Raw genomic sequence first — 16056 nt, forward strand, 5'->3', positions numbered from 1 at the left:
CTCCTTGAACGGGTTCAGTAGCCGAGGAACCGAAGCGGATCGAGCGCACCCTTGAAGAGCGGCACCTTGAACCAGACCTCGAACATGCAGAAGAACAGCGTGTTGACGGCCAGCGCGGCAAGCACGCTCTTGGTCCATGCGTACTTGCCGAGCACCACCATGAACAGCGCGATATACATCGCCGACGCCACGTAGATGCCGAGAACGGAGATCGCCAGCACGTAGACCGTGGCCGGCACCAGCACCGACAGCACGCGCTTGAGCTGCACCGGGTCGACGAAGACCACGGTGCTGCGGTTCCTGCCGAGCAGCGACTGGTAGAGGATGCCGGCGCCGGAGATCGTGATGATCACGCCGATGAAGAACGGAAAGTAGCCCGCGCCGGGACCGTCGCTGGTCCAGCCCGCGCCGAGCTTGCGCGCCTCGAAGACCACCACCAGGCCGATCGCCAGCAGCAGCAATGCGACCGCCGCTTCGACCAGGTGCGTGGAGATGCCCGGACGCGCCGCGCCCTCGGATGTTTCGTCGTGCTCCATGGAGCCCCCATCGTGATTGTGTGAGAGAAGAAAGCGACGGATGCGGCACGCCCGCGGTCCGCCGGTCAGCCGGCCTCGGTCGGCAGCGCTCGCAGCCGGTGCGGCCTACTTGGCGCTCGCGAGGAAGCCCGCCTCGGACATCAGCGTGCGGTGCGTGGCCTCGGCCTCGGTGAGCCACTTCGCGAAGGCGTCGCCGGTCATGAAGGTCGGGTTGAAGGCGCCCTTCTCCATGTACTCCTTCCAGTCGGGCGTGGCGGCCACCTTGGTCAGCAGGTCCTTGTAGAAGGCGAGCTGGTCGGGCGTGACGCCGGGCGGCATGAAGATGCCGCGCAGCATCGTGTACCTGGTGGGCACGCCCGCCTCCTTGCAGGTGGGGATGTCGTTCCACGACTGCGTGTCGGTGACCTTGGCCTTGAAGGGCATGCGCTCGTCGTCGAACACGCACAGCGCGCGCAGCTTGCCCGCGCGCCATTGCGCCACCGCCTCGATCGGGTTGTTCACCGTCGAGTTCACATGGCCGCCCACCAGCTGCACCGCCACCTCGCCGCCGCCCTTGAACGGCACGTAGATGAACTTGGTGCCGGTGGCCTTCTCGAGAGCGACCGTGATGATCTGGTCTTCCTGCTTCGAGCCGGTACCGGCCATCTTGAACTTGCTCGGCCCCGCGGCCTTCACCGCCGTGACGTACTCGCCGGCGTTCTTGTAGGGCTCGGCCGCGTTGGTCCAGAGCACGAACTGGTCGAGCGCCAGCATCGCGACCGGCGTCATGTCCTTCCAGTTGAAGGGCACGCCGGTGGCCATCGGCGTGGTGAACAGGTTCGACAGCGAGATGACGATCTTGTGCGGATCGCCCTTGGCTTCCTTCACCGCCAGGAAGCCCTCGGCGCCCGCGCCGCCCGACTTGTTGACGACGATCAGCGGCTCCTTCATCAGCTTGTACTTGATGACGATGCCCTGCAGCAGCCGCCCCATCTGATCGGCGCCGCCGCCGGTGCCGGCGGGAATCACGAACTCCACCGGCTTGGTGGGTTCCCATGCGAGGGCAGGCGCGGCGGTTGCCAGCGCCAGGACCGCCGCGGCAGCGGCTGTCGTGCGACCCAGAACGTGCGAAGCGAACTTCTTCATCAGGCTGTCTCCTGTGTAGTGTTTCGCTCTTTTTTGTTCTTGGATCTGAGCAGAGATGCAACGGGCACGATGGTGCGCGCCACCGATTCACGCCGGCTTGATCGCGGTCAACTTTTCTGAGATTTCGTATCGGGGTAAGCCCGCGCTGGCAGGGCCAGCGCATCCCGTCATCGGGAACCCTATAAAATCGCGGCGCGCAGCGGGCTTCCAGCTTCCTGCGCCTCCATCCGTCTTCGTAGTTCAATGGATAGAACGGGGTCCTCCTAAGACTCAGATACAGGTTCGATTCCTGTCGAAGGCACCAGCAAGCCGTTGATTTTCAACGGCTTTTTTGTTTGATGGGACAGACGTGGGACAAACAGCCACTCCGTTGCCTCCAACTGCCTTTTCGAAGGCCCCCCGTTCCCACGCTTCAGCAGTACGTGCCCGCCTTCGGATGCCGCGTCGCGTAACACCATGCTATGGCGATCTTGCATTCCATTCCTCTATGAAGCGAGAGGCACGCGACTTCATGCATTCGAGCGCGGCTTCACGGGTCGGCTGCTGGGTAACCAACAGCACGCAGCACCGCGTGATTTCGTGCCGCAGTTCGGCCCGCGCGGTGTAGGCGCCATCAAGAGAAATCTCGAGCTCTACCGAGCAGCTCCAGCCTTCAGGCAGATCGGAATCCATCAAGACAGCGGGCATGGTCTCTGAAGCATGAGTGGATCGAAGCGTTGCAGTCCGTGAGCGCAAGCAAGACGGCTTTACGCCCAGCTGCTGAGCCGCACAGCCAATAGCAGCAGCAAATAGATAAACACCAAGAGCGCGCCAGCGATGGCGAACTCCGTTGACGATATGCCTGCCTCTTCACACAGCAGGTTCATGAAGAAAGCTCCTGGTGGCAGACTTTGCGATTTCATGCGCTTCTCCAGTGTGTCGACGAACCGGCACCGCTTTCTACCGTCTGAGCACAGAGCGTTTGGCCGTCAAGTCACTGTAGAAGTTGCACCGCATGCGCACATGAGCGGTTCGCCCCTTCTCCACCAAGACAAACGCCCCGCCGCTCCTGCGACCGCTCATGACAAAGCGCCTGCCGCCGGGCATCGTAGGAAAGTCCCTATCAGCCGGAGTCGCTTTTTGAGGATACCGGTCGCCTCGCCAAATGCCATGTTCGGCTCAATCGGCAGCGTGCCGGTCACACCCGGCACATGACCCGCGTGGGCCACATTTCTGCTGCAATCGAGACATGAACAATGACCTCCCAACAGGCGCCGTGGCACTCGTGGCGAAGCCGTTGACTTCCCAAGCCTTCACGCCGTATGGCATCGTGATCGAGGCGCCCGCCGTCGAAGGCCGGCCCATCAACGGCGGCAATGCGCGGCGCTTCGACCTGCTCGACGACCTGCGGCTCGACGCCGAAGGCGGCCGGCCGATGCTGGCGCTGTTCCGCGCGCAGGCGCGGCGCTTTCCGCACGAGGTATCGGAGATGGAGCGCCATGCGCTCGGCAGCCAGACCTTCGTGCCGCTGGGCGACAGGCGCTTCGTGATCGTGGTCGCCCGCGCGGGCGAGGCGCCCACGTCAGCGAAGCAACTCGCGGCCTTCGTCACCGACGGGCGCCAGGGCGTGGTGCTTGCGCCCGGCACCTGGCATCACGCGCTGCTGGCGGTGGATGCGGGCGACTTCGTGGTGATCGAACGCGCGGGGGGCGGCGTCGATTGCGACATCTGCCTTCTTCGGCAGAGCGGCAGCGTGCGGCTCTGAAGCCCCGGCTTCAGCCCACGATGCGCTGTGCCAGCGCAACCAGCGACCGGTCCGACCCGGCCGGCCCGAGCAGCGAAATGCCCAGCGGCGCACCCTCGCGCGTGGCCAGCGGAATCGACAGCTGCGGAAAGCCCGCCAGGCCCGCAATGCACAGCATGCGGATCGCGCGGTTGCGGTAGTCCTCCATCGAAGCCTCGCTGTCGCTGCGCAGCGGCGCGATGTCTGGCATGGTCGGCAGGAGCAGCACGCCGTCGGTGCCGAGCAGGTGGGTCAGGCGCGCGCGAAAGGCCGTGCGGAAAATGCGCGCGGTCGTCACCTGCGCGTCGGTCACTTCGCGCGACCACGCAAAGCGCTCGGCCACGCCCGGGCCGAGCGGCGGCGCGTAGCGCTCGATCAACGGTCCGTCGGTGAGCCAGGCCTCGCGCGACTGCAGGTAGCGAAAGTGCCAGTACATCGCGTCGAAGGATTCCAGCGCCACCGTGGTGCCTTGCGCGGGGCCGAGCAGATCCTGCACGCGGCCGGCCGCGCCCTGGAGCGCATCGGCCGCGGCGGGCACGGCCAGCGCCCAGACGTCATCGGGCCGCAGCAGCCGCACGCGCTCGGGCAAGGTGGCCGCGTCGGCACCCAGCAGCACATCGGCCACGCGCGCAAATGTGCCGACGTCGCGCGCAAACCAGCCACAGGTGTCGAAGCTCGGCGCCAGGTCGAGCGCCCCTTCGAGGCTCACGCGGCCGTGCGTCGGACGCAGGCCGTACAGGCCGCAGTGGTTGGCCGGCGCACGCACCGAGCCGCCGGTGTCGGTACCGAGCGCGAAGTCGCACAGATTCGACGACACCGCCGAGGCCGAGCCCGACGACGAGCCGCCCGTGATGCGCAGCGGCGCGCCGCCATTGACCGGTGCGCCGAAGTGCGCGTTGTTGCCGTTCATCGAGAACGCGAGTTCGTCGGTCACTGTCTTGCCGGCGAAGCGTGCGCCGGCATCGAGCAGTTTCTGCACCGTGGGCGCGGTGCGGGTCTTGATGCCCGACATCGCCAGCACGATGGGGTTGCCGCCGCCCGTGGGGTAGCCGGCCACATCGAACAGGTCTTTTGCTGCAAAGCTCAGGTCGACGAGTGGACCGGTCGCAGCGCGCGGCACTGGCGCATCGGGGTACGGAACGAAGGCGTGGGCGGGGTCGTGCAGGGGCATGGCGATGGATGGGGCGTGTGGGGGTGGTCAGTCAGGCGACGAGCACCGGCGCGATGGCCACCGCCGCATCGGTATGAATGCAGCGCACGCGATGACTGGGTGCAAGCTCGAGCACCGACGGCTGCGCCGCGCGGCAGGCATCGCTCGCGAGCGCGCAGCGTTCGGCAAAGGCGCAGCCGGGCGGCAACGCGGACAGGTCGGGCGGCGCGCCGCCGATGGTTTCCAGCCGCGTGCCGCGTGCCAGCGCACCATGCGCGCGGCTCTTGAGCAGTGCAATCGTGTACGGATGGCGCGGCGAGCGGATCAGCTCGCGCGCAGTGCCTTCCTCGACGATGCGGCCCGCATACATCACGGCGATGCGATCGGCCACCTCGACGGCGGCACCGATGTCGTGCGTGACGAAGATCACCGACAGCCCCAGGTCGCGTTGCAGCTCGCGCAGCAGCAGCAGGATCTGGATCTGCACCGTGGCGTCGAGCGCGGTGGTGGGCTCGTCGGCCAGCAGCAGCTGGGGCTTGCAGGCGAGTGCCAGCGCGATCATGGCGCGCTGGCGCATGCCGCCCGACATCTCGTGCGGATAGGCCTGCAGGCGCCGTTCGGGGCTCGGAATGCGCACACGCTCGAACAGCGCCAGCGCGCGTTGTTGCGCCTCGGCCTGCGTGACCGATTCGTGCCGTCGGATCGACTCGACGATCTGTGCGCCCACCGAATACACCGGATCGAGCGCCAGCAGCGGCTCCTGGAAAATCATCGATGCGACCTTGCCGCGGAAGTCGGCCAGCTCGCGCTGCGACATCGCGAGCACGTCGCGCCCGGCCACCTGCACCGTGCCGCCCATGCGGGTGCGGCGCTCGGGGTGCAGTCGCAGCAGGGTGCGCATGGTCACGCTCTTGCCTGAGCCGGATTCACCGATCAGCGCGACGACCTCGCCGCGCTGCACTTCAAGGCTCACGCCGCTGACGGCGTGCACCGGCTTGCGACCGCCACTGAAGGTGACGCTGAGGTCGCGCAGGCGGACCATCGGTTTATCGTTGTCGCTCATGCTGCTTTCCTCGGGGTTTCGATGGCCATCGGATGCCCGCTGCCCGCCTCGTGGATCAGGCAGCTCACCGCGTGCTGCGAACTGGTGACGATGCGCTCGGGAACGACCTTGGCGCACACCGGCGCGGCCAGCGCACAGCGCGGATGAAAGCGGCAGCCCGAGGGCGGGTTGATGGGGTTCGGCGGATCGCCCGCGAGCGCTGCTTCTTCGGTGCGGTGGTCCGGGTCCATCGACGGCATGGACGAAAGCAGCGCACGCGTGTAGGGGTGAGCGGGTGCGTCGTACAGCGCATCGGCCGGGCCGATCTCGGCCACCTGGCCGAGGTACATCACCATCACGCGGTCGCTCACGTAGCGCACCACGTTGAGGTCGTGGCTGATGAACACGTAGGTCAGCCCGAACTCGGCCTTCAGGTCGAGCAGCAGGTTGATGACCTGCGCCTCCACCGATTTGTCGAGCGCGGAGACGGCCTCGTCGAGAATCACCATGCGCGGCTGCAATGCGAGGGCCCGCGCGATATTCACGCGCTGCCGCTGGCCACCCGAGAGTTCATGCGGGTAGCGCTCGGCAAAGCGTTGCGGCGACAGGCCCACGCGGGCGAGCAGGTCGCGCGCACGTCCAACCGATTCGCGCCGCGACACTCCGTGCACCTGCGGCCCGAAGGCGATCGAATCTTCGATGGTGAGGCGCGGGTTGAGGGAGGCGTAGCTGTCCTGAAACACCATCTGCACCTGGCGGCGGAATTCTTTCAGCGGCAGGTCCCGGCTGCCGACTTCGCGGCCGTCGAACACGACTTCGCCGCGCGTCGGCTCGATCAGCTGCATCAGCAGTCGGGCGGTGGTCGACTTGCCGCAGCCCGACTCGCCGACCACGCCGAGCGTTTCGCCCTTGAGCACCTCGAAGTCCACGCCGTCGACCGCCCGCACGACGCCACCGCCGCGGCCGAGCGGGTCTTTCTTGAGCGGGAAGTGCTTGACCAGGCCCTTGATGGTGAGGAGCGGTTGGGCGGGGCCGCCGATATCCTTCAGTGCGTCCATGGCTTCACCCCTTGTTGTCCATCGCCGAGCGAAGTCCGTCGGACAGGATGTTGAAAGAGATCGAAGTGATGAAGATCATCGCGCCCGGCAACGCAGCGACCCATGGCTGCACGTAGATCGCAGTGCGCAGCGTGTTGAGCATCAGGCCCCATTCGGGTTCCGGCGGTTTCACGCCCAAACCCAGGAACGACAGGCCCGAGGCCAGGATCATCGACACCGCGATCAGGCTGGTGGCGTAGACGAAGATCGGCCCGAGCACATTGCCCAGCACATGCACCCGCACGATGATGAAGGGGCTGGCGCCCGAAGCGCGCGCCGCTTCCACGTAGTCGCGAGTGCGCACCTGCGTGGTGACGCTCTCGGCCACGCGCGCGATCTGCGGAATGAACACGATGGTCAGCGAGATCAACGAATTGACCACCCCCGCACCCAGCGTGCCCGACAGAGCGATGGCCAGCAGCACCGAGGGAAAGGCGTAGAACACGTCGATGGTGCGCATGATCAGCGTGTTGGTCAGCCCGCCCGCATAACCGGCGACGATGCCGATGATCGTGCCCAGCACGAAGGCGCACAGCACCGGCGTGATGCCGATGAACAGCGACAGCCGCGCGCCGACGATAAGGCGCGAGAGCATGTCGCGGCCCAGCTCGTCGCTGCCCAGCGGAAGGCCCTCGGTGCCTATGGGCTTGAGGCGCTTGAGCATCGACGACTGGTACGGGTCGGCCGGCGCGAACCATGGGCCGAAGACAGCGAGCGCGATCAGCAGCAACACGACGATGGCCGCGCCGACGGCGACCGGGTCACGCCGCAGACGCAGCCACACCGAAACCCAGTAGCCGCGAGAGCGCTGGGCCGGCAAGGGTTCGACGGCAACGGCGGAAGAGATAGGAAGCACGGTGGACATTGCTTGGCGGCTTTCTTCTTCAGGCACGCGCGATGCGCGGATCGAGCAAGGTTTGCAGCACGTCGACCAGCAGGTTCAGCAGCACGAAGAACAGCGCCAGCACGAGGATCGTTCCCTGCAGCAGCGGGAGGTCGCGCTGGAAGATGGCCGAGTTGAGCAGGAAGCCGGTGCCCGGCCACGAGAACACGGTCTCGATGAGGATCGAGCCGCCGAGCAGATAGCCCAGCTGCAGGCCCATCACGGCCAGCGCCGTGGGCGCCGCGTTCTTCACCATGTGGCGGAACACGCCGAGGTGAGTGAGCCCCTTGGCGCGCAGGCCCACGATGAACTCCTGGTCGAGGATGTCGGCCACCAGCGCGCGCACCGTGCGCGCGATGATGCCCATGGGAATCACCGACATCGTGAGCGCCGGCAGCAGCAGGAACTGCAGGTGCGCCCAGTCCCACGCCCAGTCGTCCGAGCCGCTGGGGCCCGCGCCGGTGGCCGGCAGCCACATGAGCTGCGACGAGAACACGATCACCATCACCATGCCCAGCCAGTAGTGCGGCACGCTCACGCCCAATACCGAGAACACCGAGGCCAGCCGGTCGACCCACGAGCCGCGAAAGTAGCCCGCCACGAAGCCGAAGAGGCAACCCAGCACGAACCCGATGAAGGTGGCCACCACCGCCAGCCGCAGCGTGTTGCCCACGGCGGTGAACACCTCGCCGGCCACCGCGCGATTGCTCGCGATGGACACGCCCAGGTCGCCGTGCACCGCGCGCCACAGCCACATCGCGAACTGCTCGGGCAGCGAACGGTTGAAGCCGTACAGCTCGCGCAGTTGCGCCTGCAGTTCGGCGGACGCATCGGGCGGCAGGATCGACACCAGCGGATCGCCGGGCGCGATGTGCACGAGCAGGAAGCACACGAGGGCCACGCCGATCATGATCGGCACGGCGTAGATCACGCGGCGCAGGAGGTAGGCGAACATGGCTCGTGGCTGGCTGCGGGAGGGGTCAGTCCATCATCATGGTGGCGATGTCGATGAACCAGCTTTTCGGTTGCACCACGTTCTTGATCTTGGACGAGAGTGCGCGCGGCCCCACGTCGTGGGCGATCCACACGAACGGCGCGTCGTCCACGATGTGTGTGTGCAGCTTTGCGAGCGCGGCGTCGCGCACCTTGTCGTCGAAGCTGGTGCGCGCGTCGGCCACCAGCTTGTCGACCTCGGGGCTGCCGTAGTAGCCCCAGTTGTTCGACACCGGTGGGAAGGCCTTGGTGCTCACGAAGCGCACCATCGCGAAGAACGGGTCCATCGCTGCGAAGCTGATGTTGACCGCATTGGCGCCATTGGCCGAGGGGTCCTTCGCGCCCTTGCGCCAGTTGGTGAAGAGCGTGTTCCATTCGATCACGTCGAACTGCACGTCGAAGTAGCACTGCTTGAGCGACTGCTGCGCGAACTCGTTCATCGGCAGCGGCTGCATCTGGCCCGAGCCCGAGGCCGATATCTGCACCTTCACCTTGATCGGTTTGGCCGCGGAGTAGCCGGCCTGCGTCATGAGGGCCTGCGCGGCCTTCACGTCGTAGCGGATGTCGAAGCTGGGCTTGCCGAACCACGGGTGGCCCGGCGGCACCGTGCCTTTGGGCTCGGCCATCATGCCGCCCAGCAGCTGCTTCATGCCGCCGCGGTCGATGCACAGGTTGGCCGCCTGGCGCACGCGCTTGTCAAGCCAGGGCGAGCCTTCGGCGAACGAGAGTTGCCATGGCCATACGTGCGGCTGCGCGTTCGAATAGATCTTGAAGCCGCGTTGCGTGATCTGCGCCATGGCGTCGGGCGCGGGCGCCTCGATCCAGTCGACCTGACCGCCCAGCAGCGCGGCGGTGCGCGCATTGGCTTCGGGCATCGGCAGCATCACGACCTTGTCGATCTTCGGCACGCGCCTGGCGTCCCAGTAGCCCTTGTTGGCGGCCAGCTCCAGCCGCTCGCGCGCCACGAAGCGCGTGACCTTGAACGGACCCGAGCCGGCGGGGTCGGCGGCGAAGGCGGTCCAGGCGGCCTTGGCCTTGTCTGCAGGCGTGGAACCTGCGGCGGCATCGAACTTCTTCTGCCATTGCGCGGGCGAGGCCATGAACAGGTTCGTGAGGTTGATCGGCAGGAAGGCGTCGGGCTCGCTGGTGGTGAGCTCGACCGTCGTGTCGTCGATCTTGCGCGCCGACTTGAGCGTGGGCATGCGCGAAGCCGTCACGCCGACCTGGCTGGGGTCGAACTGCGGGGCGTCCTTGTCGAGAACCTTCTGCACGTTCCACACCACGGCGTCGGCGGTGAAGGCCGAACCGTCATGGAACTTGACGCCGGGGCGCAGCTTGAAGACCCACTTGGTCTTGTCCTTGGCGTCCACTGCCCACGAGGTGGCGAGGCCGGGAACCAGCACGCTCGGTGCGTCGGCCTTCGACAGATCCCACTGCGTGAGCGAATCGTAGATCGGAATGCCGGTGAAGCGGTTGCCCTCGAAGCCCTGGTCGGGCTGGCCCAGCGTGCGCGGAATGTCGGCTGCCGTCATGGCGATGCGCAGCGTCTTTTCCTGTGCCATCGCATGGGAGGCGGCCAGGGCCAGGGTCGCAATTGCCGCGCAGGCGGCCAGGGGCTTCAGGAACAGGGCGGGGGCAGCACGCTTCACATGGAACTCCGTTGGGTGGAATGGCGAAAAGGACGAAAGGAAACGCTCAAGCACGACATGTGCCAACAAGCGATCAGTCCCTGGATCCATGTCCACGACCAGCGCAGGCGCGCGAGGTGCCAGGTCAGGCCGGTGGTGAGTGCGCCGCGCTGCACGATCTAGTCGAATGCCGGCGCGCCGATGTCATGTCATGCACCGGCCACGGCGCGATCCACACGCTCGGCTCTCTCCCCCTCAAGCCATGACCCACACCTTGCGCACCGTTTCGATGGTGCGCCAGGTGCCGACGTAGCCAGGCTTCATGATGAAGCAGTCGCCGGCTCCGTAAGTCACCGGGCTCTGACCTGCCTCGGTGATCTCGACCAGGCCGGACAGGATCAGGCAGAACTCCCAGGTCTCACCCTTGATGGAATGGTTCACACCGGGTGTCGACTCCCACACGCCAGCGCGCACCTTGCCGTCCTTGGCGCTGTCGACGTCCCAGTTGCGGCACACGATGTCGCCTTCGATGACACGTTCGGCCGGCGGCCGGTATTCGCGCGGTTCGCCGAGCTGGTCGAGGTTGAAGTTGACGAGCAGATTGTTTGACATGAAAGGTCTGGTGAAGTTGAACACGGGATCTTTCATGCTAGGGTCGTGCGCTTCCGCGTGGGTGCCGAAGTCGATGCCGGAATCGGTGGCAAATGCGCGATTGGCGGCCCGCCGCAGCGCGATCTGCCTGCACGCAGCGGCTACGGGCTGACGGCCGCCGCATCGATCGCGACCGGGCTCGTCACATCTGGGAACGTTCTTCACAGCAGCGAAGTGCGCGGTTGCGGGGGCCGGCGCGTTGGACACCCATGAGGGCTTATTTTTTCCGCCCTCCAGGAGTCCCCAATGACTTTTCGCAGAACTGTTCTCAAGCTCGCCGCTGTCGGCGTCGTCGCCGCAGGCACCTTGGGCATGGCCGCATCGGCCAATGCAGAAACGAGCTGGTCCATCGGCATCGGCGTGCCGGGCGTGGTCGTCAGCGAGCCGCCGCCGGTCTACTACGAGCCGGCGCCCGTCTATACGCCGCCGCCCACCTACTACCAGCCCCCTCCGCCGGTGCGCTACCAGCAGCCCGCGTACTCGGTTCCGCCTCCGGCCTACTACGAGCCCGACTCGCGCTGGGAAGAACGCCGCGCCGAGCGCCGTGAATGGCGTCGCCGGCAATGGGAGCGCGAACAGCACCGCCGCTATTACGAGGAACGCTACTGATCCGACCGGGTTGCTCCTCGTGTAGGCACCCGCCCACGCGCATGGTTTGCTTTCTCCCGCACCGGTGAGGCTGCGCCGCGGCCAATCTGCAGGCCTGCCTGTTTCAAGGAGATCGTGAAAAGCATCATCCTCTGGCTGTGCGGCGTACCCCTGATCGTGATCATCGGCCTGAAGATCTTCGGGATTCTTTGACGAAACAAGAAGAAAAGCGAAGTCGAAGAAGAAACGGATCGATTCCTCCTCACGGCGCATCCGTGCGCCGTTAAGCGCCTCCCTTGCGGGGCGCTTTTTTTGTCTCTCTCGTCAGTGCGTCTCGCGGCGCAGCTGCTGCACGTCTTCATGCAGCGACTGGGCCCAGGCACGGCGCTCGCGGCCGTGCGGATGCTGCGGTTCGCCGAAGCGCACGATGGCCAGCAGCGGCGGCGCACGCAGCGTGTTCCACAGCGACGCGGCGAGGCTGTCGTCGTCGATGTAGCGCGGGGCCTGGCTGGTTTCGCCGGTGGCGGCATCGGCAAAACGCAGCGCGGCGGGCAGCACGGGTGCGCCCGAGGAAATGGCCGCCTGCAGCAGGTTGGCATGGAACGGCAGCAGGCCGCGGCCGTCGCTGGTCGTGCCTTCGGGGAACACGCCGATCAGGTCGCCGTTGCACAGCGCCTCGGTCATGTGGTGCACCACGCGCAGCGCGTCGCGGCGGCGTTCGCGCTCGATGTAGAGCGTGCCGGAGCCATTCGACAGCGTGCCGATCAGCGGCCAGTTCTTGACGTCCGACTTCGACACGAAGCGCACATGGCGTGCCGCGTGGATGCAGGTGATGTCGAGCCAGGAGAGGTGGTTGCAGATCAGCAGGACCGGACCTTCGGGCGGCGGCGTGCCCTGCACCTTGAGCGTGATGCCCATGATCTCGAGCATGCGCTTCGACCATGCCTGCACGCGTGCATTGCGCTCGGGCTGCGAGAGGCCGGGGAAGGTGAAACGGATCGTCCACCAGCCGGCCAGCGCATGCGCAATCGCATGCAGGAGGCGCCAGCAGGCTTTCAGCGAATGAAACATCAGACGTGCGCCCTCTCAGCTACTTGCTTCAATGCCAATGCATGGTCGCGGAACACCGCGGAACCGGCTCTGCCGGGCCGCTGGTGTTGCCCCCTGCAAGGGGGTTGGCGTAGCGACACGAAGTGCGCGAAGACTGGGGGCGAGCTTCATTTCTAGCCGTGGACGACGCGGCCTGCCACCAGTGTGTGGCGCACGCGGCCCTGCATGGGGTAGCTGGCGAACGGCGTGTGCTTGCCCTGGCTCTTGAGCGCATCGGGCTGCACCTGCCATTCGAGCGCCGGGTCGAACACGCACAGGTCGGCCACGCCGCCTTCGACGAGGCGGCCGATGCCGGTGCCCGCGTCGGCGGACGCCAGCAGGTGCGCCGGCGCCGAGGTGATGACCTCGATGGCGCGCGCCATGCCTGCGCCGCTGCGCTCGCCCCACTGCAGCGCGAGCGGCAGCAGCAGTTCGAGGCCCGTCGCGCCCGGTTCGCTCTCGGCGAAGGGCAGCGTCTTGGCGTCGGCCTCGACTGGCGTGTGGTCGGACACCAGCGCGTCGATGGTGCCGTCGGCCAGCGCGGCCGAGAGCGCGTCGCGGTCGCCCTGCTGGCGCAGCGGCGGGTTCAGGCGGGCGCGGCTGTCGAAGTAGCCGATGTCGGTGTCGGCCAGGTGCAGCGAGTTGATGCTGACGTCGCAGGTCAGCGGCAGGCCCTGCGCCTTGGCCTCGCGCACCAGTGCCACGCCGCGCGCGCTGGAGATGCGGCACAGGTGCACGCGCGCGCCGGTGGCCTTCATGAGCTCGACGATGGTGAAGATGGCGATCGTCTCGGCCGACACGGGCACGCCCGCGAGGCCGAGCCGCGTGGCGAGCGGGCCGCTGGCCGCGACGCCCTTGCCGAGATCGCGGTCCTGCGGACGCAGCCACACGGTGTAGCCGAAGGTGCTGGCGTAAGACAGCGCGCGCTGCAGCACCTGCGTGTCGGCCAGCGGCACGTCGGCCTGGCTGAAGCCGATGCAGCCGGCTTCGGTGAGTTCGGCCATCTCGGTCAGCACGCCGCCGGCCAGGCCGCGCGTGAGCGCACCGAGCGGGAACAGGCGTGCGCGCTGCAGCTTCTCGGCGCGGAACTTGAGCATCTCGACAAGGCCGGGCTCGTCGAGCACCGGGTCGGTGTCGGGCGGACACACGAGGCTGGTGACGCCGCCGGCGATGGCCGCGGCCATTTCGCTTTCGAGCATGCCTTCGTGTTCGTAGCCGGGCTCGCGCAGGCGCGCGGCGAGATCGACGAGGCCGGGGGCGACGATGCAGCCCGTGGCATCGAGGGTGCGCTCGGCCTTGAAGCCCGCGGGGATGTTGCCGATGCCGGCAATGCGGCCATCACTGATGACGACGTCGGCCTTCTTGTCGACGCCGGAGGCGGGATCGATCACGCGCCCGTTGGAAATAAGAATGTTCATGCGTCTGTTCTTCCGGTGGCAGTCGGGGCCTTTTCGGGAAACACCGTGGAACCGGCTCCGCCGGGCCACCGGTGTTGCCCCCGGCAGGGGGTTGGCGAAGCGACACGAAGTGCGCGAAGACGGGGGGCGAGCAACATCTTTATGCTTCGTTGCCTGCGACGATGCTCATGACGGCCATCCGGACGGCAATGCCGAAGGTGACCTGCGGCAGGATCACGCTTTGCTTGCCGTCGACCACGGCGGAGTCGATTTCCACGCCGCGGTTGATGGGGCCGGGGTGCATCACGATGGCGTCGGGCTTGGCCAGCTGCAGCTTCTCGGGCGTGAGGCCGAAGGTCTTGAAGAACTCCTGCGACGACGGCAGCAGCGCGCCGCTCATGCGCTCGTTCTGCAGGCGCAGCATGATGACCACGTCGCAGTCCTTGATGCCTTCCTCGAGCGTGTGGCACACGCGCACGCCCATGCCGGCCATGTCGCTCGGCACCAGCGTCTTGGGGCCGACCACGCGCACTTCGGCGCAGCCGAGCGTGGTGAGCGCGTGGATGTCGGAGCGCGCCACGCGCGAGTGCAGCACGTCGCCGACGATCGCGACCGTGAGGTTCGCAAAGTCCTTCTTGTAGTGGCGGATCGTGTACATGTCGAGCAGCCCTTGCGTCGGGTGCGCATGGCGGCCGTCGCCGGCATTCACCACGTGTACGTGCGGCGCGACGTGCTGAGCGATCAGGTACGGCGCACCCGATTCGCTGTGGCGCACCACGAACAGGTCGGCGGCCATGGCGCTGAGGTTGGCGATCGTGTCGAGCAGCGACTCGCCCTTGGTGGCCGAAGAGCGCGCGATGTCGAGGTTGATGACGTCCGCGGAGAGGCGCTTGGCCGCGATCTCGAAGGTGGTGCGGGTGCGGGTGCTGTTCTCGAAGAAGAGGTTGAACACGCTCTTGCCGCGCAGCAGCGGCACCTTCTTCACCTCGCGGTCGCTCACGCTGGTGAAGTTGGCGGCCGTGTCGAGGATGTGCGTGACGATGTCCTTGGGCAGGCCCTCGATCGACAGCAGGTGGATCAGCTCGCCGTTCTTGTTGAGCTGGGGGTTTCGCTTGTAGAGCATCAGCGGTTTTCCTCCACCTTGAGGCTGAAGGCGCCATCTTCGGCGCGGGCGAGGGCAAGCAGTTGCGTGTTCGGCAAGGTGAGCGTGGTGGCGGCGAAGTCGGCAGCCACCGGCAGCTCGCGCCCGCCGCGGTCGACCAGTACGGCGAGCCGCACGCTGGCTGGACGGCCGAAGTCGAACAGCTCGTTGAGCACGGCGCGGATGGTGCGGCCGGTGTAGAGCACGTCGTCGAGCAGCAGCACGTCGGCGCCATTCGCGTCGAAGGGCAGCGAGGTCTGCGCGCTGGCCGAGAGCCCGCGGCGCGCGAAGTCGTCGCGGTGCATGGCCGACGAGATGATGCCGGGCGCGCCGCTCAGGCCCAGGTCCTTCTGCAGCCGCTCGACCAGCCAGGCGCCGCCGGAAGTGACGCCCACCAGCTTCGTTTCGGGGCGCATCAGCGGCTTCACGCCGGCGAGCAGCTTCGTGTAGAGCGCTTCGGCGTCGGGGATTGAACTCACGGGAGACTCCTCAAGAATTGCTCCAGGATGATGCAGGCGGAAGCCGCATCGGCATCGCGTGCGCCCGAGGCCAGCGCCTCGGTGGTGCTGTAACGCTCGTCGACCTCGAACACCTGCAGATTGAAACGCCCGCGCAGCTGGCGCGCGAACTTCTGCGCGCGGCGGGTGTTCTCGTGCGGGGCGCCATCGGGGTGGTAGGGCACGCCGACCACCAGCGCGTCGGGCTGCCATTCCTTGATGCGCGCCTCGACCTGCGCGAAGCGGGCATCGGCACCCTCGGCCTTGATGGTGGCCTGCGGGCTGGCGGTGCGCAGCAGCCGGTTGCCGCTGGCCACGCCGGTGCGCTTGGCGCCGAAGTCGAACCCCAGGAAGCTCTGGAAATTGGCGGGGACAACGGCAGGTGCTGGGGGCCGAGCGCTGTCAGACATCGCCGGTCCGCTCACAGGGGGCCGCCGCGCACGGCCGCCCGAAGCGGCCGGCCCGCCCCCGGTAGGG

The 16056-nt window shown here is 67.0% G+C and carries 18 protein-coding genes and 1 tRNA gene; 3 read left to right on the top strand and 16 right to left on the bottom strand.

Annotation, left to right across the window (positions count from 1 at the left end):
* Positions 1–14: 14 nt before the first annotated feature.
* Complete coding sequence (locus tag ACEN9N_RS20530) at positions 15–536, bottom strand: tripartite tricarboxylate transporter TctB family protein (RefSeq protein WP_413314353.1); 522 nt, start codon at positions 534–536, stop codon at positions 15–17.
* A gap of 105 nt (positions 537–641) precedes the next feature.
* Positions 642–1661, bottom strand: coding sequence for a Bug family tripartite tricarboxylate transporter substrate binding protein (locus ACEN9N_RS20535; RefSeq protein ID WP_413314354.1), 1020 nt, complete (start codon positions 1659–1661; stop codon positions 642–644).
* Between the two features lie 229 nt (positions 1662–1890).
* Here ACEN9N_RS20535 and ACEN9N_RS20540 point away from each other — a divergent pair.
* Positions 1891–1965 (top strand) — tRNA-Arg (locus tag ACEN9N_RS20540).
* Positions 1966–2120: 155 nt separating this feature from the next.
* Here the strand turns inward: ACEN9N_RS20540 and ACEN9N_RS20545 are convergent.
* Both ACEN9N_RS20545 and ACEN9N_RS20550 read right to left on the bottom strand, forming a co-directional pair.
* On the bottom strand, positions 2121–2348 hold the full coding sequence (locus ACEN9N_RS20545; RefSeq protein ID WP_495654410.1) for a hypothetical protein: 228 nt from the start codon (positions 2346–2348) through the stop codon (positions 2121–2123).
* Positions 2349–2407: 59 nt separating this feature from the next.
* Positions 2408–2563: a hypothetical protein gene (locus tag ACEN9N_RS20550; protein WP_413314356.1), complete on the bottom strand. Its 156-nt coding sequence runs from the start codon at positions 2561–2563 to the stop codon at positions 2408–2410.
* Positions 2564–2889: 326 nt separating this feature from the next.
* Here ACEN9N_RS20550 and ACEN9N_RS20555 point away from each other — a divergent pair, with 326 nt between their 5' ends.
* Positions 2890–3405, top strand: a complete 516-nt coding sequence (locus ACEN9N_RS20555) for an ureidoglycolate lyase (RefSeq protein WP_413314357.1) — start codon at positions 2890–2892, stop codon at positions 3403–3405.
* A gap of 10 nt (positions 3406–3415) precedes the next feature.
* Here ACEN9N_RS20555 and ACEN9N_RS20560 read toward each other — a convergent pair whose 3' ends face one another.
* The 7 genes from ACEN9N_RS20560 to ACEN9N_RS20590 form a co-directional block, all read right to left on the bottom strand.
* Entirely contained in the window at positions 3416–4594 is a 1179-nt protein-coding gene (locus tag ACEN9N_RS20560; RefSeq protein ID WP_495654411.1) for an amidase, read from the bottom strand.
* A gap of 31 nt (positions 4595–4625) precedes the next feature.
* Positions 4626–5636, bottom strand: a complete 1011-nt coding sequence (locus ACEN9N_RS20565) for an ABC transporter ATP-binding protein (protein WP_495654412.1) — start codon at positions 5634–5636, stop codon at positions 4626–4628.
* Complete coding sequence (locus ACEN9N_RS20570) at positions 5633–6673, bottom strand: ABC transporter ATP-binding protein (RefSeq protein WP_495654413.1); 1041 nt, start codon at positions 6671–6673, stop codon at positions 5633–5635. The genes ACEN9N_RS20565 and ACEN9N_RS20570 overlap by 4 nt, the downstream gene beginning before the upstream one ends.
* A gap of 4 nt (positions 6674–6677) precedes the next feature.
* The gene (locus ACEN9N_RS20575; RefSeq protein ID WP_007830986.1) at positions 6678–7577 is read right to left on the bottom strand and encodes an ABC transporter permease; all 900 of its coding nucleotides are present in this window, start codon (positions 7575–7577) and stop codon (positions 6678–6680) included.
* A 19-nt stretch (positions 7578–7596) separates the two neighbouring features.
* Entirely contained in the window at positions 7597–8550 is a 954-nt protein-coding gene (locus ACEN9N_RS20580; RefSeq protein WP_413334451.1) for an ABC transporter permease, read from the bottom strand.
* A 25-nt stretch (positions 8551–8575) separates the two neighbouring features.
* Positions 8576–10237: an ABC transporter substrate-binding protein gene (locus ACEN9N_RS20585; RefSeq protein WP_495654414.1), complete on the bottom strand. Its 1662-nt coding sequence runs from the start codon at positions 10235–10237 to the stop codon at positions 8576–8578.
* Positions 10238–10471: 234 nt separating this feature from the next.
* Positions 10472–10828, bottom strand: coding sequence for a cupin domain-containing protein (locus ACEN9N_RS20590; protein ID WP_042673053.1), 357 nt, complete (start codon positions 10826–10828; stop codon positions 10472–10474).
* 285 nt (positions 10829–11113) lie between these two features.
* Here ACEN9N_RS20590 and ACEN9N_RS20595 point away from each other — a divergent pair, with 285 nt between their 5' ends.
* Positions 11114–11476, top strand: a complete 363-nt coding sequence (locus ACEN9N_RS20595; protein WP_478179410.1) for a hypothetical protein — start codon at positions 11114–11116, stop codon at positions 11474–11476.
* A 303-nt stretch (positions 11477–11779) separates the two neighbouring features.
* Here the strand turns inward: ACEN9N_RS20595 and ACEN9N_RS20600 are convergent, their stop codons facing one another.
* The 5 genes from ACEN9N_RS20600 to ruvX form a co-directional block, all read right to left on the bottom strand.
* Positions 11780–12526 carry a lysophospholipid acyltransferase family protein gene (locus ACEN9N_RS20600; protein WP_007830981.1) on the bottom strand — a complete coding sequence of 249 codons (747 nt, stop codon included), beginning with the start codon at positions 12524–12526 and terminating at the stop codon, positions 11780–11782.
* 152 nt (positions 12527–12678) lie between these two features.
* Positions 12679–13962, bottom strand: coding sequence for a dihydroorotase (locus ACEN9N_RS20605; protein ID WP_007830979.1), 1284 nt, complete (start codon positions 13960–13962; stop codon positions 12679–12681).
* Positions 13963–14101: 139 nt separating this feature from the next.
* Complete coding sequence (locus ACEN9N_RS20610; RefSeq protein WP_007830977.1) at positions 14102–15064, bottom strand: aspartate carbamoyltransferase catalytic subunit; 963 nt, start codon at positions 15062–15064, stop codon at positions 14102–14104.
* Positions 15064–15561, bottom strand: coding sequence for a bifunctional pyr operon transcriptional regulator/uracil phosphoribosyltransferase PyrR (gene pyrR, locus ACEN9N_RS20615; protein ID WP_007830976.1), 498 nt, complete (start codon positions 15559–15561; stop codon positions 15064–15066). The genes ACEN9N_RS20610 and pyrR overlap by 1 nt, the downstream gene beginning before the upstream one ends.
* Positions 15558–15989, bottom strand: coding sequence for a Holliday junction resolvase RuvX (gene ruvX, locus ACEN9N_RS20620; RefSeq protein ID WP_478179407.1), 432 nt, complete (start codon positions 15987–15989; stop codon positions 15558–15560). The genes pyrR and ruvX overlap by 4 nt, the downstream gene beginning before the upstream one ends.
* Positions 15990–16056 lie beyond the last annotated feature (67 nt).

It is taken from the genome of Variovorax sp. Varisp46 (genome assembly GCF_059491885.1).

Bases quoted from the DNA above. Each gene is read 5' to 3' on its own strand.
- ACEN9N_RS20530 (WP_413314353.1), bottom strand. From the start codon at position 536: ATGGAGCACGACGAAACATCCGAGGGCGCGGCGCGTCCGGGCATCTCC.
- ACEN9N_RS20535 (WP_413314354.1), bottom strand. From the start codon at position 1,661: ATGAAGAAGTTCGCTTCGCACGTTCTGGGTCGCACGACAGCCGCTGCC.
- ACEN9N_RS20545 (WP_495654410.1), bottom strand. From the start codon at position 2,348: ATGCCCGCTGTCTTGATGGATTCCGATCTGCCTGAAGGCTGGAGCTGC.
- ACEN9N_RS20550 (WP_413314356.1), bottom strand. From the start codon at position 2,563: ATGAAATCGCAAAGTCTGCCACCAGGAGCTTTCTTCATGAACCTGCTG.
- ACEN9N_RS20555 (WP_413314357.1), top strand. From the start codon at position 2,890: ATGAACAATGACCTCCCAACAGGCGCCGTGGCACTCGTGGCGAAGCCG.
- ACEN9N_RS20560 (WP_495654411.1), bottom strand. From the start codon at position 4,594: ATGCCCCTGCACGACCCCGCCCACGCCTTCGTTCCGTACCCCGATGCG.
- ACEN9N_RS20565 (WP_495654412.1), bottom strand. From the start codon at position 5,636: ATGAGCGACAACGATAAACCGATGGTCCGCCTGCGCGACCTCAGCGTC.
- ACEN9N_RS20570 (WP_495654413.1), bottom strand. From the start codon at position 6,673: ATGGACGCACTGAAGGATATCGGCGGCCCCGCCCAACCGCTCCTCACC.
- ACEN9N_RS20575 (WP_007830986.1), bottom strand. From the start codon at position 7,577: ATGTCCACCGTGCTTCCTATCTCTTCCGCCGTTGCCGTCGAACCCTTG.
- ACEN9N_RS20580 (WP_413334451.1), bottom strand. From the start codon at position 8,550: ATGTTCGCCTACCTCCTGCGCCGCGTGATCTACGCCGTGCCGATCATG.
- ACEN9N_RS20590 (WP_042673053.1), bottom strand. From the start codon at position 10,828: ATGTCAAACAATCTGCTCGTCAACTTCAACCTCGACCAGCTCGGCGAA.
- ACEN9N_RS20595 (WP_478179410.1), top strand. From the start codon at position 11,114: ATGACTTTTCGCAGAACTGTTCTCAAGCTCGCCGCTGTCGGCGTCGTC.
- ACEN9N_RS20600 (WP_007830981.1), bottom strand. From the start codon at position 12,526: ATGTTTCATTCGCTGAAAGCCTGCTGGCGCCTCCTGCATGCGATTGCG.
- ACEN9N_RS20605 (WP_007830979.1), bottom strand. From the start codon at position 13,962: ATGAACATTCTTATTTCCAACGGGCGCGTGATCGATCCCGCCTCCGGC.
- ACEN9N_RS20610 (WP_007830977.1), bottom strand. From the start codon at position 15,064: ATGCTCTACAAGCGAAACCCCCAGCTCAACAAGAACGGCGAGCTGATC.
- ruvX (WP_478179407.1), bottom strand. From the start codon at position 15,989: ATGTCTGACAGCGCTCGGCCCCCAGCACCTGCCGTTGTCCCCGCCAAT.